Genomic DNA, 22,021 nt, shown 5'->3' with positions numbered 1-22,021 from the left:
AATTCAGGATTAATCATGGACGCGAAAACGCTTTTTATTAATGGTCAGTTAACTGACGTATCCAGTGGTGAATACTTTGCCACCGTGAACCCTGCAACGGGTGAAACACTGGCACAGATCGGCCAAGCTTCTGCAGACGATGTGCAGAAAGCGATTGATGCCGCAAAAGAAGGCTTTGCCGTTTGGTCTCGCATGACCGCGATGGAGCGTAGCCGAATTCTATTGAAGGCGGTTGCTTTGTTGCGTGAGCGCAATGATGAACTGGCGAAACTGGAAGTCCTTGATACGGGTAAGCCGTTGCAAGAAGCGATTGAGGTTGATGTGGTAACCGGTGCTGATGCGATTGAATATTTCGCCAATCTGGTGCCATCCATGCAAGGTGAGCAGCAACCGCTGTCTGACAACCAATTTTTCTACACCCGTCGTGAGCCACTTGGCGTGTGTGCAGGCATTGGTGCGTGGAACTATCCGATTCAAATTGCGATGTGGAAATCAGCGCCAGCATTGGCGGCAGGCAATGCCATGGTATTCAAGCCATCGGAAGAAACCCCGCTTACAGCCCTTAAGTTGGCAGAGATCTTCACTGAAGCCGGTATGCCTGACGGCGTATTCAATGTGGTGCAAGGTGATTATCGTGTTGGCCAAATGCTGACAGCACACCCAGAGATTGCCAAGGTTTCTTTCACCGGTGAAGTCGGTACCGGTAAGACCGTGATGGGTGATGCCGCGAAGACCCTGAAATCAGTCACCATGGAACTGGGTGGTAAGTCACCTTGTATCGTGTTTGATGATGCGGATTTAGACAATGCGGTATCTGCGGCTATGGTCGCCAACTTCTATACCCAAGGTGAGGTATGTACACACGGTACCCGTGTCTTTGTTCACGACAGCATTTATGACGCGTTTGTCGAGCAGCTGAAATCGCGCACCGAGAAACTGGTCGTCGGCGATCCAATGGATATGAACACCCAAGTTGGTGCATTGATTTCAACCGAGCACCTTGAAAAAGTGATGACGGCCATTCAAGGCGCGAAAGCAAGTGGTGCCACCCTGCTAACTGGCGGCGAACGCTTAATGGAGAATGGTCTCGACAAAGGTAACTTTGTGGCCCCGACTATCTTCACCGATTGTGATGACAACATGGCGCATGTGCGCGACGAGATCTTTGGCCCTGTGATGTCAGTGTTGCGTTTCTCAGACGAGGAAGAGGTCATTCGTCGTGCCAACAATACCCATTATGGGTTGGCAGCGGGCATCTTTACCCAAAACCTGTCGCGTGCGCATCGCGTGATCCATCAGCTTGAAGCCGGTATTTGTTGGGTGAACACCTGGGGTGATTCGCCAGCAGAAATGCCTGTCGGTGGCTACAAGCAATCAGGCATCGGCCGTGAGAATGGTGTCGAGACCCTGACTCACTATACCCAAACCAAGAGTGTACTGATTGAGCTAGGCGATTTCGCTAGCCCATACGCCTAACCTCAGTTAACGGAGCGACCAATATGTCACAACGCTACGATTATATTATCGTCGGCGCGGGTTCGGCCGGCTGTGTGCTGGCGGATCGGCTCACCGAGTCCGGCGAACATCAAGTGCTATTGCTTGAAGCCGGTGGCACCGATAAAAGCATTTTTATTCAGATGCCTACGGCGCTGTCTTATCCCATGAATACCAAACGCTATGCTTGGCAGTTTGAGTCTTTGCCTGAGCCAGGCTTGGATGGCCGTCAGCTACATTGCCCACGCGGTAAAGTGCTGGGTGGTAGTTCATCTATTAATGGCATGGTCTATGTGCGTGGTCACGCTTGCGATTTCGAAGAATGGGTTGAGCACGGTGCCAATGGCTGGGATTACGCTAGCTGCTTGCCTTACTTCAAACGTGCAGAAAGCTGGTCAGGCGGTGAAGATACTTACCGTGGTGGTCAGGGCCCTGTCGGTACGTGTAACGGCAACGACATGAAACTCAACCCGCTTTATCAAGCATTTATTGATGCGGGTGTCGAAGCAGGCTATCCAGAAACCAAAGATTACAACGGTTATCAGCAAGAAGGCTTTGGGCCGATGCATATGACGGTTGATAAGGGTGTGCGCGCTTCAACGTCAAATGCCTACCTACGTCGCGCGCTGAAGCGCAGCAATCTGACCTTGAAAAAGGGTGTTGTGACTCGTCGTGTCTTGCTGGAAGGCAAACGTGCGGTAGGTGTGGAATTTGAAAAAGGCGGCAAAATTGAACGCGTGATGGCAGACAAAGAAGTCATTTCCAGCGCGGGATCAGTGGGCTCACCGCAACTGCTGCAACTTTCAGGTATTGGCGCACGTGACGTACTGGAAAATGCCGGTGTTGACGTCAAGCATGAGTTGCCGGGTGTGGGTGAAAACCTGCAAGACCACCTCGAAGTTTACTTCCAGTTCCATTGTAAAGCGCCGATTACGCTCAACAGCAAGCTGGGGTTAATTAGCAAGGGAATGATCGGTACTGAGTGGATCTTGACCCGTAAAGGCTTGGGTGCCACCAACCATTTTGAATCATGTGCCTTTATCCGTTCACGCAAAGGGTTGAAGTGGCCAAATATCCAGTACCACTTTTTACCTGCAGCGATGCGTTACGACGGTAAAGCGGCGTTTGATGGGCATGGTTTTCAAGTCCATGTGGGCCCAAACAAGCCTGAAAGCCGCGGCCATGTGCGTATCAAGTCAGCGGATCCGCAAGATAAACCGTCGATCCTGTTTAATTACATTACTACCGAACAAGATCGCCAAGACTGGCGCGACACCATTCGTTTGACCCGTGAAATCATGGATCAAAGTGCTATGGATCCCTTCCGTGGTGAAGAGATTCAACCGGGTCGTGATGTCACCACAGACGAAGCGATTGATCGTTGGGTGAAAGAGAACGTGGAAAGTGCGTATCACCCATCGTGTACCTGCAAAATGGGTGCAGACAACGATTCGATGGCGGTACTCGATGAGCAGTGCCGTGTTCGAGGGATTCAAGGTTTGCGCGTGGTGGATTCATCGATTTTCCCCACCATTCCAAATGGCAACTTGAATGCCCCAACCATCATGGTAGCGGAGCGCGCCGCTGACATGATTCTCGACAAGCCACTCTTGCCTGCTGAGCAGGTGCCAGTATGGATTGCGGCTGAGTGGCAGCAGAAGCAACGCAATCAGAACGCGCAAAGTGAGAAAGCCACCGAAGGTGCGCCTTCACTGGAAACTAATCAGTAAGCATTACAAGGAATCCAAGATGTCAATGAACAAACGTAAGACCACCAAAACCCTGATGACCGCGGTTGGCCTGAGCTCTATGGTGGCGTTTAGCGCTGCTGCCAACCAATGTGAGACGGTACGTTTCTCGGATATCGGTTGGACGGACGTGACCTCAACCACAGCCATCACCACAGAAGTGCTAAAAGGCATGGGCTACAAAACAGAGACAGACTTGCTGTCACTGCCTGTAACTTTTTCATCTCTGGCGTCGGGCGACATCGACGTATTCCTCGGTAACTGGATGCCAACCCAAACGGGCGATATTAAAAAATATCTAGATGAAGGCTCGATCGATAGTGTTCGTGCCAACCTGACTGGCGCTAAATACACGCTTGCCGTACCTAAGTACGTCTACGAAGCAGGCGTGACCAGTGTTGCAGATATCGCGGAATACGCTGACAAATTCGACTCACGCATTTATGGCATCGAGCCTGGTAACGACGGTAACCGTCAAATCCAAAAAATGATTGATACTAATGATTTCAATCTGGGAGATTTCCGCCTGATCGAATCAAGCGAAGCGGGCATGGTGTCACAGGTTTCGCGTGCCGTTCGCCGCGACAAATGGGTTGCTTTCCTAGGTTGGGCCCCACACCCAATGAATAGCAACTTTGATATGAAGTATCTGTCTGGTGCAGATGACTACTTCGGCCCTAACTACGGCGGTGCCACGGTTCATACCAATGTTCGTAGTGGCTATGTCGAGCAATGTTCGAATGTGGGTCAAATGCTCGAGCAGCTTGAGTTTAGCCTCAAGATGGAAAACGAAATGATGGGCAAAATCCTGAATGACGGCGAGAAACCAGAGATTGCAGCGCGCGAATGGCTACGTAACAACCCAAGTGTGTTGAACAAGTGGCTAGATGGTATCACCACACTAGACGGTAAAAATGCCGTAGAAGCTGTGACTGAATATCTTAAAAAGACTGAAGCGTAACAAAAAAGTGTAGAAGGAGAGGGCGGTTTAATCGCCGCCCCCTAAGGTTTTATTGTGAATATTATTACAGATAACAAGATCCCACTCGGTCAATGGATGGAAAATGGCGTTGACTGGTTAACCATGAACGCCGCGGGCTTCTTTGATGCCATCTCGATTGGTTTAGATACCAGCATCATGTTTTTGGTCGACATCTTTAAATGGATGCCACCTGCAATGCCTATCATCATGACAGCTGCGTTAGCGTGGTACCTGCAGCGTCGAATTTCCATCGTGATCTTTGTTGTGAGTGCGCTCTTGTTGATCCTCAACCTGGGCTACTGGCAAGAGATGCTGGAAACCTTTGTTCTGGTGTTTGCCGCGACAACGATTTCCGTATTAATTGGCATACCGCTTGGGATAATGGCTGCTCACCGGCCCTTAGCGTATACCATCATGCGTCCACTCTTGGACTTAATGCAGACGGTACCGCCTTTTGTATATTTGATTCCAACGCTGGTTCTGTTCGGCTTAGGGATTGTACCGGGACTGATTTCCACCATCATCTTTGCGATTGCGGCACCGATTCGTTTGACCTATCTCGGCATTACACGTGTGCCAGAGGAGTTGGTGGAAGCTGGCCGTGCATTTGGCGCCAACCGCATGAAGCTTTTGTTTAAAGTGGAATTGCCCGCGGCACTGCCAAGCATTATGACGGGTGTGACGCAATGTATTATGTTGTCACTGTCGATGGTAGTTATCGCCGCACTAGTGGGGGCTGACGGCCTCGGTAAGCCAGTGGTTCGCGCACTAAACACTGTCAACATTTCTCAAGGTTTTGAAGCGGGTCTGGCGATTGTATTGGTAGCCATCATTCTTGACCGCCTGTGTAAAGCACCAAACCAAGGCAACGAATAAGGGGGATACCATGGACGCAATCGCAATTAAAAATCTTGATGTTGTTTTCGGTGACAACGTACAACCAGCACTCGACCTGCTCGACAAAGGCTTAACGCGATCAGAGATCATCGATCAAACTGGTCAAGTCGTGGGTGTGGACAATGTGTCACTTAATGTAAAAGAAGGTGAGATTTGCGTATTGATGGGCTTATCTGGCTCAGGTAAATCGAGCTTGTTACGGGCGGTGAATGGCCTTAACCCGATTAGCCGTGGCAGCCTTGAGGTGCGCGATGGTGACCAAATGGTGGATATGGCGAGTGTGGATGCACAAACGCTGCGTCATCTGCGTACCAACCGTGCCTCAATGGTATTCCAAAAATTCGCTCTGATGCCTTGGTTAACTGTGGTGGATAACGTTGCCTTCGGTCTAGAAATGAAAGGCATCAGTAAAAAAGAACGCCGTAAGCAAGCATTAGAAAAACTTGAAATGGTGGGATTGGCGGATTGGGCCTATCAGTATCCACATGAACTGTCTGGCGGTATGCAGCAGCGTGTTGGCTTGGCCCGTGCTTTTGCGATGGACAGTGACATTCTACTGATGGATGAACCGTTTTCCGCACTGGATCCCTTGATCCGTGCTCAGCTACAAGACGAGCTACTGGAGCTGCAGAAAAAACTCAACAAAACGATTTTGTTTGTGAGCCACGATCTGGACGAGGCACTGAAAATTGGTAACAACATTGCCATCATGGAGTCCGGTCAGCTTATTCAGCACGGTAAGCCTGAAGACATTGTTCTGCGCCCGGAAACGGACTATGTTCGCGACTTTGTGGCACACACTAATCCATTGAACGTACTGAAAGGTCGCTCAATGATGAAAGATATCGACACCATGCCGCACGTTGAAAACCGTTGGAAGGTGTGCGATCAGCGTGATATCTGGGTGACAGTAGAGCCTCAGGGAGCATTGTCGGCCATGGCGGGCACACAGCATTTGCGTGTGGCTGAATGGAAAAAAGACATGGAAAACTTATCACAAGTAAGCTCGGATACCATTGTAATGGCATCGCCTGATATCGAAATGCGTGATGCGATTGAAATCCGCTATCACACCAACAAACCCGTGCTACTGGTAGAAAATGGCAAATTGGTTGGCACGCTTTCCGATCACGATTTCTACCATGCCTTGCTCGGCAAGTATCAGCAGTCGTGCGATAGCCAAGCGGCTTGACTCACGTCAGCGAATAAATCCTAACCAACGACAAAGCCTGCTCATGGAGCAGGCTTTTTTGTCACTGACGACTGACCGCACAGGTCAAATCACTATCTGTACAATCGTAGGCTCAGTAGCGTGGTCGCTAAGGCATGATCACGGTATCAATCACATGAATGACACCGTTTGACGTCATAATATCGGCTTTGGTTACAGTCGCGTTATCGACTTTAACTTTGCCATAAGAGGTCTTAATCATAATGTCACGGCCTTGTACCGTGGTGGCGGACGACATACCCATCACTTGTTCCGCGGTTACCTTACCCGGCACGACATGATAGGTGAGGATATCGACAAGCTTATCCTTGTTTTCGGGCTTGAGAAGCATGTCCACCGTCCCTTCTGGCAGTTTAGCGAATGCTGCGTTGGTGGGCGCAAAGACGGTAAATGGCCCTTCTCCTTTGAGGGTATCCACTAACCCTGCAGCTTTGACTGCGGCCACAAGGGTAGAAAAGTCATCATTTTTTGCGGCTGTGTCCACAATATCGTGGCCGCCTTTGTGGTGCGCAGCCATCGCGCTTCCCATTCCTAGAATCAAGGCGGCAGTCACCGCAAATTTCGTGAAGGTACGTTTTAGCATGTTGCTCTCCTTTTCATCGATTAGTCATTCCTCACCAAACCATCATCAACAATGACAGTGAGTGACTGCTCAGGAATGTCATGGCTCTTGGCAAAACGAGTGAAACGGCAAAGAGGATCACTTTTGGTAGGCAAGGAGAGGCACACATCTATGATCTTTTACGCCTGATTGATCGTGAAATCACGTGCAATTTTTCGAACAAGTCATTCGCATAAACGTGATTGTGAGCACACTTTTATCGGCGTACCTTCTCTCTCGTCCCGCGACGAAAGGTCGCAAAGAAAATCTTCAAATAGAGACATTGTGGTGACAATTGGTCACCGAGATTGGCGTTTAATAACAATCAATCGACAACGAGAGAGGAAACAATCATGAAAAAATTAGCAGCTATTTTTGCACTGACACTCGCATCAACCTCAGTAATGGCGAGCGGTCTTAACCTTGACGTACAACCTGCAGAAGGCGGTGCTTGGGTATCAGTGACTGAACAAGGTCAAGCCGTTAAAGGCGCGAAAGTGACCAGCTCAAAAAGCATGGACAGCAAAGTGACTGACGAATCAGGTCGTGTATTCATTTACAGCCAAGACCAAAACAGTGGTTCAGTGACTTATGTTGCAAATACCGACCAAGGCCAACAAGCAGAAAAAGCCGCTTTTGTTGCCGGTGACCGCAGCTAATTTGCCCCATTAGGCAAAGACATCGTTGGAAAGCAAAAAAGAGAGCATTGGCTCTCTTTTTTTATGATTAGGCGTTGTCAGGCATGAGCCACGCTTGGAGCGCATGCAGTGAGTCCACTTGGTGGGTGGGCGTCACGCCTTCTGGCAGGGGCTTTTTGTTGCGATTCAACCAGCATGTGTCTATTCCTGCGCGCATGCCACCGAGGACATCGGCCATTGGGTTATCGCCGACCATAAGGATTTGAGACTTAGGAGGATGGCCCATCTTTGCAAAAGCATGCTCGAAGATGCGTGGGTCAGGTTTGGCAAAACCGACTTGCTCGGATACCACGAGAGTAGAAATGGCTGGCTTGAACCCTGTTTTTTCTAAACGGACATCCTGTAACGCGGTAAAGCCATTGGTGATAATACCAATGTGTGCGTGTGGACGAATCGCGTTTAGCAATGCTTCTGCGCCTGGGAGTGGCTCACAGATTTCGGCCATGGCATCCAAAAAGTGCTGATTTAGCGTTGTCGGTGCCACTCTAAGCCGCTTTCCCCAATGGGTAAAGCGTTTGGTTTGCAGTGTGTGTGCGTCTATCTCGCCATTTTGATATTGCACCCACAAAGGTTTGTTTAGTTCTGAATATTCGGCAAAGGCGTGTTGGTCGAAATCGACATCATAGTGTGAAAACATGCGTTGCAGTCCTGCAAACGCATCAAAGTGAAACAGTGTTTCATCTGCATCAAAAAGAATCCAAGGATACCGCATGGTGACTACATCTCTTTACGTTAAGTAAATGAAGTGTAACAGATGAAGCCCGTTCTCTTCGAGGCTTTTTTGTGCACTCACCGTCCTTGGTGAGAAACACTGAACCGTCAGAATGATGGTAAAACGATCTAGCGTGATTGAGGTTACAAAGTCAGATACAGCCCTGCTAATGTTGCGCTCATCAGATTTGCTAAGGTGGCGGCAAGAATGGCACGCATTCCTAATTTGGCGATATCACCTCGGCGCTCTGGAACAATACCGCCCAGTCCGCCCATCAACATCGCGATCGAAGTGAGGTTGGCAAAGCCGCACAGAGCAAAGGTAACAATGGCTTGGCTATGGGGAGAAAGTGCACCTTTTAGATTCATAAAATCAGCAAACGCCACAAATTCATTCACCGCAATTTTCTTACCAATCAAGGTACCCGCAGTCATTGCTTCCCCCCACGGAATACCGATGAGCCAAGCAACTGGTGCAAACACATAGCCGAATATCCACTCCAGGCTCAACTGAGGCATATTGATCATAGGACCAAGTTTACCCAACCCGCCGTTAATCAGCGCAATCATGCTGATCACGGCCAGTAAGCTAGCCCCGACTGCCATCGCAATTTGTAATCCACTTAAAGCACCTTGTGTGCCTGCATCGATCAAGTTGACAGGCTTATCGTGGTTATCTTGCTCGGCTTGCGCTTGGGTATGGCTGATAGGCGCTTCGGTCTGCGGGACCATAATCTTTGCCATCATTAGACCGGCTGGTGCGGACATAAAGGCGGCAGCGATCAGGTATTTCATTTCAACACCGAGGCCTGCGTATCCAACCATGGTGCCTCCAGCGACGGAGGCTAACCCGCCGACCATGACTGCAAATAATTCTGAGCGCGTCATTGAGGCGAGAAAAGGGCGCACGACAAGAGGGGCTTCTACCGATCCGACAAAGATATTGGCAGTGGCTGACATCGATTCAGTGCGCGAGGTGCCGAGTACGCGTCGTAGTACGCCACCGATCAGGCGAATAATCCAAGCCATGATCCCTAAATGGTAAAGCACCGCGATCAGAGCGGAGAAAAAGACGATAGTTGGTAAAACGTTGAAAGCAAAGATAAAGCCAAGTTTAAATTTCGCGAGATCACCAAATAGAAACTCAGCACCAATATCGCCAAAGCTAATAATTGCGGACACGGCTTCTGATGCGTTAGCCAGAATGCGCTGACCAAGCGGGACGGAGATAATAAACCCGGCAAAGACGATTTGAATAACGAAAGCGCCACCGACGGTACGCCAGTTGATCGCGCGACGATTTTCTGAAAATCCAATCGCGATAAGAAAGAGGACGCTAATCCCCAAAAGGCCGATGCCAAATTGCATGATGCTTGCTCCGCAAACGTTAAACTGGGATGGAAAACGATTGCGGCGGTATTGTACTTATTTTTCTCAGTGTGACAAGTGTCACGAATAAATCATATTGTTGCATTATTTTGCATTTTTGTGGCTTGGAGGTTATGCGCTCGTAGGCGAGTCGTGCGAGCTCAGAGCGGCTTCACGATAGGTACTTGAACAGACGCATGCTATTCACGATGTCTTTGTGATCCATCAAAAGTTTTGCTGGTGAACATAGGTATTTTTTGTGAGCACTATCAATGAATTCTTTTTATGATACGGCGTATTTCCGCTAAACCTAGAAGAGGAATGTGTATGACACGATCCTTTATAGCTCTGAAATAAAGAGTTCAAATGAGTTCTAGGCCGCGTCTAGTCTGGGATTGAGTGGATATATTGATTAATAGCTGGTTATAAAATCGACATTTGGTTAGTGCCCTAATTAAATCGTTACGCATTTATGTTAGGGTAGTGAGCTGTGTGGATGTTGCGGTTCTTGCTGCTGGTCAACTTTTTTATCCGCGTTTTGCGATGAAAAGGCCAATTGAGCGCACAGGCCACCGACACTCACAGGCTTCCGAACAAACGGACTAAGGAGTTAACTCGTGAGCGATAAAAGCCATGAAGATATGATGAAACCGGACGGGAAAGTTAACCCGATCGATACTGACTACCAGGTCGGTCAGGATAACGTGGCCGTTAAACTTGGCCCGTTTGGTTTTGATATTCACAACCGAGTATTTATGGTCTCGGGGCTGGCCATTATGGCCTTTGTATTTGTCACTTTGGCATTTCAAAACCAAATCGGCCCTGTTTTTGGTGATCTTCGGGGTTGGTTGACCTCGAACCTAGACTGGTTCTTCCTTTCTGCAGGTAATATTTTTGTTATCGCCTGTCTAGTGCTGATTGTGTCACCTTTGGGTCGCGTTCGTCTCGGCGGGACAGAAGCTAAGCCGGATTATAGCTATGCGGGTTGGTTTGCGATGTTGTTTGCCGCCGGTATGGGTATTGGTTTGATGTTCTACGGTGTTTCAGAGCCGTTAACACACTTTCAAACCTCATTGGGCGGTACCGCTGTTGATGCAAACGGTATTCGTACCGACTGGGCACCGTTAGGTGCTGCAGCCGGAGATGCTGAAGCGGCTCGACGCCTAGGTATGTCTGCAACGATTTTCCACTGGGGTCTTCACCCTTGGGCTATCTACGCTGTCTTGGCGCTAGGTCTGGCTCTGTTTGCCTACAACAAAGGTTTGCCTTTGACCATGCGTTCTGTCTTTTACCCGCTCTTTGGCGAGCGTGTATGGGGCTGGACCGGCCACGTGATCGATATTCTTGCGATCATCGCGACCCTCTTCGGCCTTGCAACGTCATTGGGTCTCGGAGCATCACAGGCGTCTGCTGGTCTTCACTATCTGTTTGATACCCCACTGGGTAACACCACTGAGGTGCTGCTTGTCATGGGTATCACCGCGATGGCCATCCTGTCTGTGGTTGCCGGGGTAGATAAAGGGGTGAAACGCCTTTCCGAAGTGAACATGCTGCTTGCGCTGCTACTGCTTATCTTTGTGATTGCAGTGGGTCCAACGCTAGCCATTTTGACCGGTTTCTTTGGTAACCTCGCCGCGTACCTTCAAAACTTGCCTGCGCTGTCTATGCCGTTTGCACGTGAAGATGCCAACTTTACGCAGGGCTGGACTTCGTTCTATTGGGCATGGTGGATTTCATGGTCCCCATTTGTAGGTATGTTTATTGCGCGTGTATCTCGTGGCCGCACAGTGCGTGAGTTTATCACCTGCGTATTGCTGATCCCATCTGCTGCTTGTGTGTTATGGATGACCGCATTCGGTGGCACCGCGATTGGTCAATTTGTAAACGAAGGTTACACCGCAGTTGTTGATGCAGAGCTGTCACTGAAACTGTTTGCGATGTTGGATGATTTGCCGTTGGCATCGATTACCTCATTCATCGGTATCATTCTGGTTATCGTGTTCTTTGTGACCTCGTCTGACTCGGGCTCATTGGTTATCGATACCATTTCTGCAGGCGGTAAAGTGAACGTGCCAGTGCCACAACGTGTTTTCTGGGCGTCTTTCGAGGGTCTAGTTGCGGTGGCGCTTATCCTTGGTGGTGGCTTGGTTGCCCTACAAGCGATGGCGGTTTCAACCGGCTTCCCGTTCACGATTGTACTCTTGGTGGCGACGGCTTCCTTGTTTAAAGGGTTGGCATCAGAGCCGCGCGCTAAGTAACTGTACGTGCTAAGTAACTAACAGTTAGCTATGATGAAAAAGGCAGGCCCTCGGGACTGCCTTTTTTATTACCAACAACTTTGATATGTGATGGGTGAGACAACGCTTTTAGGTTTCATCTATTGTAAATAGTCAACCGCATACCCTTGCACTTTCTCGCAACGCTAGGTGAGCATCATGGAAGCTGAACAAGTTGAAATTGCGACATTTCTTTCCCAATACGCCCCTTTTGAATCGATTCCCGAAGAGGTGGTTGCTGAGGTCGCGCAAAGCATCGAAATTAGTTATCACCGAGCGGGCACGACGATTTTTGCCTACGGCGATGAGATTCATGATTTAGCCATGATCCGTAGCGGTGCTGTCGAGCTGTATCGTCGTAATGGCACCTTGTACAACCGTATCGCCGAGGGGGATATCTTCGGTCAAATGGGGCTTTTGATGAACAACCGGGTGCGTATGCCCGCCAAGGCGATCGAAGACACCTTGGTGTACTTCATCCCTGAGGCGACATTTAACCGCTTGTTTGATGAATTTGAACACTTTGCCGATTTTGTCGAGGTCGAAGACCGGACGCGATTACGTCAGGCGGTATCGAGCCATAATGAAGCCAATGATCTGACGACGTCCAAGGTTAAGAAGCTGATTATTCGCGACCCCGTGATGATCGATAGTACCGACTCGGTACAATATGCAGCCCAAGTTATGTCGCAAGAAGCGGTCTCGTCAATTTTGGTGATGGGCGATGAGCCAGATCCAGAAACTGGCCTGAATCCAGTGCTGGGGATCATTACTGATCGTGACTTACGTAATCGCGTGTTAGCAGAAGGCTTGCCTTATGAAACGCCGGTACAAGAAATCATGTCGCCCCAGCTGATCACCCTCGATCATAATGCCTACATCTTTGAAGCCATGCTCACCATGCTGCGCTCAAACCTCCACCACGTACCGGTACTGCAACATGGCAAACCACTGGGTGTGGTCGCACTATCGGATATTGCACGTTACGAATCGCAAAACAGCTTGTTCCTCGTCGCCAGTATTTTCCGCCAACAATCGGTGGACGATTTAGTGGTGTTAGCCAAACAAGTCAAAGATTGCTTTGTACGTATGGTCAATGAGGACGCGAACTCACACATGATTGGGTCTGCGATGTCCGTGATTGGCCGCAGTTTTAAGCAGCGCCTGTTGGAGTTAGCAGAAGAAGAGCTGGGTGAGCCGCCTATTCCGTATTGCTTTTTGGCGATGGGGTCGATGGCACGCGATGAGCAGCTGATTGTAACCGATCAAGACAATGCCATTATCTTGGACGATAGTTTTAACCACGACGAGCATAACGCGTACTTTGAGGCACTATCGAAGCGCGTGTCTGATGGACTTGATGCCTGCGGGTATACCTATTGTACCGGTAACATCATGGCGACCAACCCTGAGTGGCGCAAAACGCTGAAAGAGTGGGAACAATGCTTCGCCGATTGGATTGATAATCCGAGCCCACGCTCGTTACTCGACAGCAATATTTTCTTTGATTTAGATGGTGTCTATGGTCGAACTAACTGGGCTGAGCAACTCAAAGCCTTCATTGGTCGCCGTGCACGTCGCAATAATCGCTTTTTAGCCTCAATGGCGCGCAATGCCTTAAACCGCACCCCGCCCTTGGGCTTTTTCAAAGATTTCGTGATGGAGCAAGATGGGCGACACAATAACTCTATTAACCTCAAACGCCGTGGTACAGCGCCATTAGCCGATCTTATCCGTGTACACGCATTAGCTATCGATTCGCGCTCACAAAACTCGTTTGAGCGCTTAGACGACATTATTGAATCTGGGATCTTGCCCAAAGGCCGAGGGCCAGACCTTCGAGATGCGATGGAATTTATTTCCATGGTGCGTATTCGTCACCAAGCGCTGGATATCGAAGCGGGGCGTGATCCAGATAACAACGTAGAACCGGAGAATCTATCCGATTTTGAGCGCCGTAACCTCAAAGATGCATTCCAGATTTTAAGTAACGCTCAGAAGTTCTTGAAATTCCGCTATCAGCCGAATCGGTCATAAGGGGTTGGCATGTTGCATTTTGACCTTAAAAAGAAAGCCCCGGCGCAACACGTAGACTGGCAAGCCATGCTGGATACCAAACGAGAGCAAGTGAAACATGAGACGTTACAGGCGTTTTATCAACAAGGCTGGGTAGCACCAGATACGCCTCTAAAGGATGTACCTTTTGTTGCACTCGATTTTGAAACCACGGGTCTAGACAGTGAAAAGGATGCCATTGTCAGTATTGGGCTGGTGCCTTTTACCCTTAGTCGCGTTCGCTGCCAACAGGCGCAGCACTGGATTGTGAATCCCAATCGGCCGCTGGCGGAGTCTTCGATTGTTATTCATGGCATCACCCATTCAGACATTATGAATGCACCAGACTTTTCTCATGTGATTGAACCACTGCTAAGCGCGCTCGCCGGTGCGATCGTTGTGGTGCATTACCGCCGTATCGAGCGAGAGTTCCTTGACCGTGCCATTAAGCAGCGTTTAGGGGAAGGGATTATTTTTCCGATGGTCGATACGATGGAGCTTGAGGCGCGGAAGCACCGCACCGGTAAGCGCAGCTTAATGGACCGTATTATGCGTCGTCCGCCGGTGTCAATTCGGTTAGCCGACAGCCGCACTCGGTATCAGCTGCCTTTTTATCAAAGTCATCATGCCTTAACCGATGCCATTGCCACGGCAGAGCTGTTGCAAGCTCAAGTGGCCCACGACTTTTCCCCTGACACACCGATTAGCGATGTATGGAGCTAATGTTAAGACGGCTATCGCTTTTTGATTGAACCATAGACACGGATGGTTCGTAGACCCGTTTACAGGCGATAGCACGTCGAGTGCTGGTTTTCAGTGCAATAAGAATGTGCTACAACATCAGCGACTGATAATCAGAGGAAAGCACATGACATTTATCCATGCAGTAGAAGGGCTGGTGTTTGGCCTTGGGGTGTTGTTGTTGTCATCAGGCATTGGCTTTGCTTACTGGGGACTCACGTTAAAGCCCGAAGAGGCCGAAGACATGACGGCACGTAAAATTGAGTTGGGCTTTTATGCCGGTGCGTGCATTGTGTTTGCGCTGTTAATTGCCTATTGGCTCACTTGGTGATCCGCACTGACTTTAACGATAAAAAAACCACCGCTTGAACGGTGGTTTTTGTAGGTTGATACCGACAGATCGGTGTTGTTACCACACGTCTTTATCGATTTGCTTGTCCAGTTTCGGGAACTTAGTACGATCAAACGTTGGCTTCTTACCCGCTCGGCGTTGGTCTTCATAATCTTTCATCAACGCAAACGCAATGCCAGATAGTAGCGCAATTGCCACTAAGTTGATCACCGCCATCATACCCATCGATAAGTCAGCAAAACTCCAGATCAACGGCAAGTCAGTAATTGACCCCACCAATACCATAGAGAGAACCGCGATACGGTACAAAGTGATGGCTTTACGACACTTGAAGATATACTCGATGTTAGATTCACCATACGAGTAGTTCGCAATGATAGACGTAAAGGCGAACAACAAAATCGCAATGGCAATAAAGCCTGCACCCCAGTCACCCACTTGGCTCACCAAGGCTTCTTGAGTCAGTGCAATACCGGTAAGACCACTTTCTGGGTCGAGCATACCAGACATCAAGATAATCGAGGCGGTTGCAGTACAGATCACAATGGTATCGACAAACACCCCCAGCATTTGTACATAGCCTTGTGCAGCAGGGTGGTTAGGCTTGGTGGTGGCTGTTGCTGCGGCATTGGGTGCAGAACCCATACCGGCTTCGTTCGAGAACAGGCCGCGTTTGATACCTTGCATCATTGCTTGGGCAATGGCATAACCCATCGCACCGCCGGCAGCTTGTTCAACGCCCAGCGCACTCTTAACAATCATCGAGATAACGGCAGGAAGCTGCTCGATATTCATCGCAACGACAAACAGTGCCACGGCAAGATACGCAAGTGCCATGAACGGAACGATAAGCTCCGCTACACGCGCCACTGAGCGCATACCACCAAAAATTACCGGTGCGGTGACCAGTGTAATTGCGATCCCGACTGCGAGTTCATTGACTCCAAATGCCGTATTCATTGCAGCGGCAATTGAGTTGGATTGTACCCCGTTAAAGGCCAGGCCGAATGCAATAATCAGACACACGGCGAAGGCGATACCGAGCCAGCGCTGACCAAGACCTTTTTCAATGTAATACGCCGGACCACCACGATAGCTGTTGTCTTTGTGGTTGACTTTGTAAGCTTGCGCGAGGGTGGATTCGACAAAGCTGGTGGCCATACCGACCAATGCGGTTAACCACATCCAGAAGATAGCGCCAGGGCCACCTAAGTAAATCGCCACAGCGACACCGGCCATGTTTCCGGTACCTACACGTGCCGCCAAGCTGGTGCTAAATGCTTGGAAAGAAGAGATGCCGCCTGATGCGCCATCACGGCTATTGGCCATGAGTTTGAACATATGGCCAAAGTTACGAAATTGAATAAAGCCGGAACGTACAGTGAAGTACAGACCTAGACCAATCAATAAGTAAATCAGTACGCTTCCCCAAAGGAGGCTATTACCTGTATCGATTATGGACACAAATAGGTTTTCTAGTAGTTCCATCATAAAACTCTGTTTTTCGTCTGTTGGGAGACGCCTTGAGCTTGAAAAGTCGAGTGTTTGCAAAGGTGACGACAAGCGCCAAGGCCGACAACCACTGTCCATGTGACTTAACTGCAGTCCATGCAGGCGAACGGCTGGTCCCCATCTTGAGGGGCGGTTAGGTTGGTGGCCTAACGTGGAACCAGCGTGGTGTGCAACAGCATTTTGAATCCATGCTCGACTGTTGCCAGAGTGCTCTCACGTTAGTTATGCACCTTGATTGAATGAGTAGGTACACAACGCGGAGCGCACCGGATAATACCGATATTTGTGAGACAAAACACTATGAGAAGGGCGGTTTGATTAAAAATTAACCTGCTCGGTATATTGATTTTGGTGATATTGACTGTAAATAAAATGTAATGCTTTTCATGCTAATTACTTGAACTTACGCGATTTAGTCAAATACAATATTGCATAAATTTTCGTTAAAAGCGACTAAAGGCGGACTATGTCAGAGCGCGTAAAATTGTGATCAAAAACACGTGGGTTTGATGAAAATGTCGTCACATGAAAGAAGCGAGCACGCTATGTCTGCCTATTTTTGTGTCGATCTGCTGCCTTTTTTATTGAGCAAGTCTGTTTTGACCATATCAATGGCTGACAGCGCAACGTCGATGTCAATTTGATGACTTTCGAGCAAATAAATCAGGTCAACGGCGAGCTTAACGTCATCGGGAGCGTTCTCAAGGCCGTTCGGGGTGTGGGATGCTTCTTTGTTCATGAGGGCTCCTTATTGCTTTTCGGTCACGTGTAACGCGGCACGGATCAATTGTTCATGAAGTGGGACGAGGGTGTCGTGATTATCGTGATAACCACCACCAATGACTGCCGCGACAGGAATTTGGTTGTGCTTGCAACACGAGAGTACGCCTAGATCGCGCTGATAGATGCCGTTTGTTGACACATCGAGATAGCCGAGCGCATCGTCCCGATGAATGTCGACCCCGGCGTCATAAATGACCATGTCAGGACGATACTGCGCGATGGCGAGTTCGAGCAAGGGCAAAAATGCGCTGAGGTAGTCATCATCACCGGTGCCTTTAGGTAACGGTAAATCTATCGTCGACGGCGGCTTACGCGAGGGGAAATTCTTCTCACAATGAACTGAAAAGGTGATGATATCAGGGTGGTCTGCCGCTAAAGCGGCTGTTCCATCGCCATGGTGTACGTCACAATCAACAATTAACACCTTGTCTATGCCAGGGTGAGACAGTGCGTGGCGTGCCGCAATCATTAAGTCATTAAATAAACAGAAACCACTGCCAAAATCGTAGTGAGCGTGGTGGTAGCCACCGGTTAGATGAATGGCAAGTCCGGTCTCAAGCGCGTGGTCAACGGTCAAGGTGGTGCCGCCTAACGAAGTGAGACTGCGGGTGATTAAGGCCTCACTCCATGGAAAGCCTATTCGACGCATTTTGGCCAGCGGTAGCTCGCCTTTGATTAAGTGATTGATATAGTCGTGATCATGCACGGGGTCGATCACCCGACGGTCTGCCGCTGTCGGTTGGTCGAACGTGACTGGCAAGTTGCATGCGCTGAGACGCTCGTATAGAAGGCGGTACTTCTGAAGGGGATACCTATGACCTTCTGGGAGTGGGAAGTCAGAATAAATAGGATGGTAAATCAGAGGTAACACCCTAAGCTCCTTTGTGCTGATTTGCGCGTATTGGCTAATGCCGTAACAGATTTAATATGATGTTGGGTTTACCCCGTGCGCCCCTAGGTCTTGCGCTCACGATAACTGATGGTACTTTCAATACGTTCTCGAGCTTGGCGGCAACGGGCTAAGCGTTGCTCTAGGGCTAAAACTTGCTTCTGGTAGTCTTGGCGGACTGCCGGAGTGCTTGCTGCATCGACGCTAGCATTCGCATCTCTGAGTTTGTCTTCCAAGCGTCGTTCCCAATCTTGGTGTTTGGCGAGCTCTTGGTAAAGTTCACCTATGGATTGGCGACGACGTCCACGGGATGCTTGTTCTTGTTTACGTAATGGAAGTGTCGCCAGCTCACGTTGCAGCGCACTGATTTGTGCCAATAAGGTTTCACAAATATGTGTCGCTCTTGCTTCGGTCAATAGCCCTTGCTCGTCGTCGCGTCGCATCACATTAAGCAGCCCCTGCGCTTCGTTTACACAAGGGGTGAGCAGCTTGCCTTGGCATTGAAAAAGCTGAATGGAGAACAAAGGCGCGTTTGCTTCTCCGCGACGTCTATCGACCTCAGCGGCACGCTTAGCCAGTTGGTCGAGTAACTGGTGCATTGTTTCGAGCTGGGCTTTCATGATTGTTAAATTACCTTAAAACCATGCGTCTAATGCTAGCTTACCCGCGAGCACGACCACGGCCGTGACAAAAATCGGACGGATAAACCGGCTACCAAAGCGAATCGCAGAATGGGCCCCAATAAAAGCGCCTAACATCAAGCAGACACCCATCGTCAGACCGAGTGCCCAGTTAACATGCCCCAGCAGTGCAAACGCAACCAAGGAAGTGAAGTTACTGGTAAAATTCATCGCCTTGGCAAGTCCCGATGACAGCAAAATGTTCATGCGATACATCGACATGGTCGAGACTGTCCAAAACGCGCCAGTTCCGGGTCCAGCTACCCCATCATAAAAGCCCAGTGATAGGCCTTGCCCCCATTGCTTAATGGGGAGCTTTGGGCAGGGCGCGGGCAATTTATGGTTATCGACCTTGGGCTGAGGGTGCCATACCGTATAAACCGCGGCGACCAGCACCACCAAAGGAATCGCCTTTTCAAGCCACTCGGTGCTCAATACATCAACCAACAAAGTGCCTAAGGTGGCACCAATTAATGTTGCCCAAAAGGCATGTTGCCAGAACCGAGGCGAAAAAAGCCGCTTCTTATAATAGGTAAAGGCGGCGGTACTTGACGCAAAAGTGGCGGCAAGTTTGTTAGTTCCTAAGGCAATATGTGGGGGTAAACCTAATGATAGCAAGGCGGGGACAGTGAGCATTCCACCACCACCAGCCACCGCATCAATAAAGCCGGCGACAAACGCCGTGAGCCCTAAAATAATCAGGGTAGAGAGGTCAATCAGTTCAAGCATGCGAATTCTTTCTAGTTATTGTTCGACGACGCGCTTAAAGGGTGGCAACGAGTCGAGTAATGATTGGCCATATCTGCGGGTGATAATGCGCCGGTCAAGGAGCACCACTCTACCAGAGTCTTCCTCTTTGCGCAGTAAGCGTCCGACCGATTGCACCAGCTTTTTGCTTGCCTCGGGAACCGAAATTTGCAAAAACGGATTACCGCCGCATTTTTCTATGTATTCGGCATGGGCCTCTTCCACTGGTGAAGTGGGTACAGCAAAGGGAATTTTGGTAATAATCAAGTTTGTCAGTAGGTTACCGGGTAAATCTAGCCCTTCAGAGAAACTGCCAGTCCCAAAAATAATACTGGTTTTCCCGGCGGCTACCGCCTCTTTATGTTGGTCTAACAGTGCACTACGTGACAGGGTGCCTTGGCAGAGCAGTTGCCATTGATGACGGCGACAGTGCGGCTCCAAGGTTTTAGCCACTTGATGCATTTGCCAATAGGAGGCGAATAGCACCAGTGATGCGGTTTCGCCTTCCAAATACTCAAGCACTTTATCGCTAAGCACATCGGTGAACTGTTTTGCTTGTGGCTCACAGGGCATAGCAGGCACTATCAGCCTTGCTTGATTGGTATAGTCAAAGGGGGAGGGTAACGCTAAATAGCGCGTGCCATCGCTTTCGCTTAGACCGACTTGGCGACAAAAATAGCTAAACCGATTGAGAGCTCGCAATGTGGCAGAGAACAGCCCGACACCAGCTGCCCGAGACCACAGCATTTGATCTAGGCGCCAGCCGACTTCTAACGGTGAGACGTGGACCCAGCGATCATCCTCACGCTCTTGGCAACGTTGTACCCAACGCGCGAGAGGTGCACCTTTGTTTGCGTTGGGTTGTGCCATCAGGGACCAGACTTTTTCTAGGTTCTCGAGCCGTTGTAAGAAAAAGGCACTTTCCGCAAGCGCAGGGTCGGCGAGCTTGGCCGAAATGTCATTTTCTTTCAGTCGCTCGTTGATCAAATCGTGAATTTTCGCCAAGCTCTGGTTGGCTTTTTTACTCGCTTGCTTCAATTGCTGGCAGGGCTCTACCAAGGCGTCAGGCAGTTCGCCATCAACAAAACGGTAGCAGCCATCCTCATTGATGGGTAACCCACTAATAATTTGGTTGGTGTCGCGTAAAGTGGGGATCAGCACTTGGATCGCGTCTAATAAACTATCCACGAAGCGGCTTGCGCGCTTCATATCCGCGGTATTACCGAGCTTAACCGCGGCTTGGTTGAGCTTTTCTAGCCATCCAGTCGCACCGAGTAAACTGGCATTGGCGGCAGAAAAGTCGCGCGCGACTGTGGGTAAATGGTGGGCTTCATCAATCATATAAAGACATTGCTCTGGCTCGGGCAAGATCACCCCACCACCCAGCTCGAGATCGGCCAGTAGTAGGCTGTGATTGACGACCACAACATCCGCTTTATCCATCGCCTCGCGTGCCTTGGCGAAGGGGCACTGACGATGAGCGTTCAATCCGGCGTGGCAGGTGTGCTTGTCTGACGCAATGGCTTGCCAGAGGTGATCGGCAATCGGCTTGGGCCAGCTATCGCGGTCGCCATCCCACTTTCCGCGGCTAAATGCCGAGTACATGTCATTGAGTAGCCGTTGCTCGTTTTGCTTGGGCTCTTGGGTGAACAGCGCGCCTTGAATGCTGTCTGTATCTGCCACTGCACTTAATTTGTGTGCACAACAATATCGTTGGCGCCCTTTTGCCAGAATAAAATCAAACGGTTTTGGGCAGATGCGACGAAAAAATGGAATATCTTTATTGGCTAACTGCTCTTGCAAAGCCACTGTTGCGGTCGAAATCACCACTTTTTTATTGTTATTAAGCGCAAAGGGGATGGCCCCCATAAGATAGGCCATCGATTTGCCCACACCTGTACCCGCCTCCGCCACAAATAGCCGGCGCTTGTTGTCGTAATCGCCTGCTAGCGTTTTTGCAAGCTCTGCCACGAGATAGTTTTGTACCTTTCTAGGAACAAAGTGGGGAAGTTGCGCTTGTAGGGTTTGATAGCAGGCGCGGATGTCTGATTTTACGGCAGGGCTGAGCATCAATATGTCCGGCTTAAGGGAGAATGGCGCGCAGTATAGCACGACTCAAAAACGTGAAAACGATCCCGAACTGCAAGATTTCTTTACATTAATGAGATCCCAATCACGAATTTATATTGAACCAATTTGCCCTATCTTGCTGTTCTACTTGTCGATTAGGAAAGCGCCTATTTTAAGCTATTGAAT

General features: G+C 49.6%; 19 protein-coding genes. 10 read left to right on the top strand and 9 right to left on the bottom strand.

Annotation, left to right across the window (positions count from 1 at the left end; all coding sequences use genetic code 11):
• Positions 1–15 precede the first annotated feature (15 nt).
• From betB to choV, 5 genes are read left to right on the top strand one after another with little or no spacing between them, the layout of a single operon-like run.
• Positions 16–1,476, top strand: coding sequence for a betaine-aldehyde dehydrogenase (gene betB, locus BZG84_RS11810; RefSeq protein ID WP_077479145.1), 1,461 nt, complete (start codon positions 16–18; stop codon positions 1,474–1,476).
• Between the two features lie 23 nt (positions 1,477–1,499).
• Entirely contained in the window at positions 1,500–3,224 is a 1,725-nt protein-coding gene (gene betA / locus BZG84_RS11805) for a choline dehydrogenase (RefSeq protein WP_077678252.1), read from the top strand.
• 19 nt (positions 3,225–3,243) lie between these two features.
• Entirely contained in the window at positions 3,244–4,203 is a 960-nt protein-coding gene (locus BZG84_RS11800; RefSeq protein WP_077678251.1) for a choline ABC transporter substrate-binding protein, read from the top strand.
• A 54-nt stretch (positions 4,204–4,257) separates the two neighbouring features.
• Complete coding sequence (gene choW, locus BZG84_RS11795) at positions 4,258–5,100, top strand: choline ABC transporter permease subunit (RefSeq protein WP_077479142.1); 843 nt, start codon at positions 4,258–4,260, stop codon at positions 5,098–5,100.
• A 10-nt stretch (positions 5,101–5,110) separates the two neighbouring features.
• Positions 5,111–6,313, top strand: coding sequence for a choline ABC transporter ATP-binding protein (gene choV / locus BZG84_RS11790; RefSeq protein WP_077661769.1), 1,203 nt, complete (start codon positions 5,111–5,113; stop codon positions 6,311–6,313).
• A gap of 127 nt (positions 6,314–6,440) precedes the next feature.
• On the opposite strand, the gene BZG84_RS11785 is transcribed toward choV, so the two are convergent.
• Complete coding sequence (locus BZG84_RS11785) at positions 6,441–6,935, bottom strand: fasciclin domain-containing protein (protein ID WP_077479140.1); 495 nt, start codon at positions 6,933–6,935, stop codon at positions 6,441–6,443.
• A 371-nt stretch (positions 6,936–7,306) separates the two neighbouring features.
• On the opposite strand from BZG84_RS11785, the gene BZG84_RS11780 reads away from it, so the two are divergent.
• Entirely contained in the window at positions 7,307–7,612 is a 306-nt protein-coding gene (locus BZG84_RS11780) for a hypothetical protein (protein WP_077479139.1), read from the top strand.
• Between the two features lie 67 nt (positions 7,613–7,679).
• Here the strand turns inward: BZG84_RS11780 and yjjG are convergent, their stop codons facing one another.
• Together yjjG and BZG84_RS11770 are read right to left on the bottom strand one after the other, a co-directional pair.
• The gene (gene yjjG / locus BZG84_RS11775; RefSeq protein ID WP_077678250.1) at positions 7,680–8,363 is read right to left on the bottom strand and encodes a pyrimidine 5'-nucleotidase; all 684 of its coding nucleotides are present in this window, start codon (positions 8,361–8,363) and stop codon (positions 7,680–7,682) included.
• Between the two features lie 143 nt (positions 8,364–8,506).
• Complete coding sequence (locus BZG84_RS11770; protein WP_077678249.1) at positions 8,507–9,730, bottom strand: NupC/NupG family nucleoside CNT transporter; 1,224 nt, start codon at positions 9,728–9,730, stop codon at positions 8,507–8,509.
• A 641-nt stretch (positions 9,731–10,371) separates the two neighbouring features.
• Between BZG84_RS11770 and BZG84_RS11765 the strand changes: the two genes are divergently transcribed.
• The 4 genes from BZG84_RS11765 (at position 10,372) to BZG84_RS11750 (ending at position 15,133) form a co-directional block, all read left to right on the top strand.
• The gene (locus BZG84_RS11765; RefSeq protein WP_443216364.1) at positions 10,372–11,988 is read left to right on the top strand and encodes a BCCT family transporter; all 1,617 of its coding nucleotides are present in this window, start codon (positions 10,372–10,374) and stop codon (positions 11,986–11,988) included.
• Positions 11,989–12,165: 177 nt separating this feature from the next.
• A complete protein-coding gene (locus tag BZG84_RS11760; protein WP_077661764.1) occupies positions 12,166–14,043 on the top strand; it encodes a DUF294 nucleotidyltransferase-like domain-containing protein in 1,878 nt (625 codons plus the stop codon).
• A gap of 9 nt (positions 14,044–14,052) precedes the next feature.
• Positions 14,053–14,784 carry a 3'-5' exonuclease gene (locus BZG84_RS11755; protein ID WP_077479134.1) on the top strand — a complete coding sequence of 244 codons (732 nt, stop codon included), beginning with the start codon at positions 14,053–14,055 and terminating at the stop codon, positions 14,782–14,784.
• Positions 14,785–14,929: 145 nt separating this feature from the next.
• Complete coding sequence (locus BZG84_RS11750) at positions 14,930–15,133, top strand: hypothetical protein (protein ID WP_069591341.1); 204 nt, start codon at positions 14,930–14,932, stop codon at positions 15,131–15,133.
• A gap of 78 nt (positions 15,134–15,211) precedes the next feature.
• Here the strand turns inward: BZG84_RS11750 and BZG84_RS11745 are convergent, their stop codons facing one another.
• The 6 genes from BZG84_RS11745 to dinG form a co-directional block, all read right to left on the bottom strand.
• Complete coding sequence (locus tag BZG84_RS11745; protein WP_077456478.1) at positions 15,212–16,642, bottom strand: alanine/glycine:cation symporter family protein; 1,431 nt, start codon at positions 16,640–16,642, stop codon at positions 15,212–15,214.
• Between the two features lie 577 nt (positions 16,643–17,219).
• Positions 17,220–17,405, bottom strand: coding sequence for a DUF2496 domain-containing protein (locus tag BZG84_RS11740; protein WP_077479133.1), 186 nt, complete (start codon positions 17,403–17,405; stop codon positions 17,220–17,222).
• Between the two features lie 9 nt (positions 17,406–17,414).
• Positions 17,415–18,320 (bottom strand): histone deacetylase family protein, encoded by a 906-nt coding sequence (locus BZG84_RS11735; protein ID WP_077479132.1) that lies wholly within the window; start codon positions 18,318–18,320, stop codon positions 17,415–17,417.
• An 83-nt stretch (positions 18,321–18,403) separates the two neighbouring features.
• Positions 18,404–18,958, bottom strand: a complete 555-nt coding sequence (locus tag BZG84_RS11730; RefSeq protein ID WP_077479131.1) for a primosomal replication protein — start codon at positions 18,956–18,958, stop codon at positions 18,404–18,406.
• Between the two features lie 15 nt (positions 18,959–18,973).
• Positions 18,974–19,747 carry a sulfite exporter TauE/SafE family protein gene (locus BZG84_RS11725; protein ID WP_077479130.1) on the bottom strand — a complete coding sequence of 258 codons (774 nt, stop codon included), beginning with the start codon at positions 19,745–19,747 and terminating at the stop codon, positions 18,974–18,976.
• A gap of 15 nt (positions 19,748–19,762) precedes the next feature.
• On the bottom strand, positions 19,763–21,835 hold the full coding sequence (dinG, locus tag BZG84_RS11720; RefSeq protein ID WP_077678248.1) for an ATP-dependent DNA helicase DinG: 2,073 nt from the start codon (positions 21,833–21,835) through the stop codon (positions 19,763–19,765).
• Between the last annotated feature and the right edge of the window lie 186 nt (positions 21,836–22,021).

It is taken from the genome of Salinivibrio sp. PR932 (assembly GCF_001996125.1).
Lineage (GTDB): Bacteria > Pseudomonadota > Gammaproteobacteria > Enterobacterales > Vibrionaceae > Salinivibrio > Salinivibrio proteolyticus.
Note: the sequence above shows the minus strand (reverse complement) of the source record. Positions and strands in the feature narration are given on the sequence as shown.

What these genes read in the sequence shown, in the direction of transcription:
- betB (WP_077479145.1), top strand. Translation starts at nt 16, where the DNA reads ATGGACGCGAAAACGCTTTTTATTAATGGTCAGTTAACTGACGTATCC.
- betA (WP_077678252.1), top strand. Translation starts at nt 1,500, where the DNA reads ATGTCACAACGCTACGATTATATTATCGTCGGCGCGGGTTCGGCCGGC.
- BZG84_RS11800 (WP_077678251.1), top strand. Translation starts at nt 3,244, where the DNA reads ATGTCAATGAACAAACGTAAGACCACCAAAACCCTGATGACCGCGGTT.
- choV (WP_077661769.1), top strand. Translation starts at nt 5,111, where the DNA reads ATGGACGCAATCGCAATTAAAAATCTTGATGTTGTTTTCGGTGACAAC.
- BZG84_RS11785 (WP_077479140.1), bottom strand. Translation starts at nt 6,935, where the DNA reads ATGCTAAAACGTACCTTCACGAAATTTGCGGTGACTGCCGCCTTGATT.
- BZG84_RS11780 (WP_077479139.1), top strand. Translation starts at nt 7,307, where the DNA reads ATGAAAAAATTAGCAGCTATTTTTGCACTGACACTCGCATCAACCTCA.
- yjjG (WP_077678250.1), bottom strand. Translation starts at nt 8,363, where the DNA reads ATGCGGTATCCTTGGATTCTTTTTGATGCAGATGAAACACTGTTTCAC.
- BZG84_RS11770 (WP_077678249.1), bottom strand. Translation starts at nt 9,730, where the DNA reads ATGCAATTTGGCATCGGCCTTTTGGGGATTAGCGTCCTCTTTCTTATC.
- BZG84_RS11765 (WP_443216364.1), top strand. Translation starts at nt 10,372, where the DNA reads ATGATGAAACCGGACGGGAAAGTTAACCCGATCGATACTGACTACCAG.
- BZG84_RS11760 (WP_077661764.1), top strand. Translation starts at nt 12,166, where the DNA reads ATGGAAGCTGAACAAGTTGAAATTGCGACATTTCTTTCCCAATACGCC.
- BZG84_RS11755 (WP_077479134.1), top strand. Translation starts at nt 14,053, where the DNA reads ATGTTGCATTTTGACCTTAAAAAGAAAGCCCCGGCGCAACACGTAGAC.
- BZG84_RS11750 (WP_069591341.1), top strand. Translation starts at nt 14,930, where the DNA reads ATGACATTTATCCATGCAGTAGAAGGGCTGGTGTTTGGCCTTGGGGTG.
- BZG84_RS11745 (WP_077456478.1), bottom strand. Translation starts at nt 16,642, where the DNA reads ATGGAACTACTAGAAAACCTATTTGTGTCCATAATCGATACAGGTAAT.
- BZG84_RS11740 (WP_077479133.1), bottom strand. Translation starts at nt 17,405, where the DNA reads ATGAACAAAGAAGCATCCCACACCCCGAACGGCCTTGAGAACGCTCCC.
- BZG84_RS11730 (WP_077479131.1), bottom strand. Translation starts at nt 18,958, where the DNA reads ATGAAAGCCCAGCTCGAAACAATGCACCAGTTACTCGACCAACTGGCT.
- BZG84_RS11725 (WP_077479130.1), bottom strand. Translation starts at nt 19,747, where the DNA reads ATGCTTGAACTGATTGACCTCTCTACCCTGATTATTTTAGGGCTCACG.
- dinG (WP_077678248.1), bottom strand. Translation starts at nt 21,835, where the DNA reads ATGCTCAGCCCTGCCGTAAAATCAGACATCCGCGCCTGCTATCAAACC.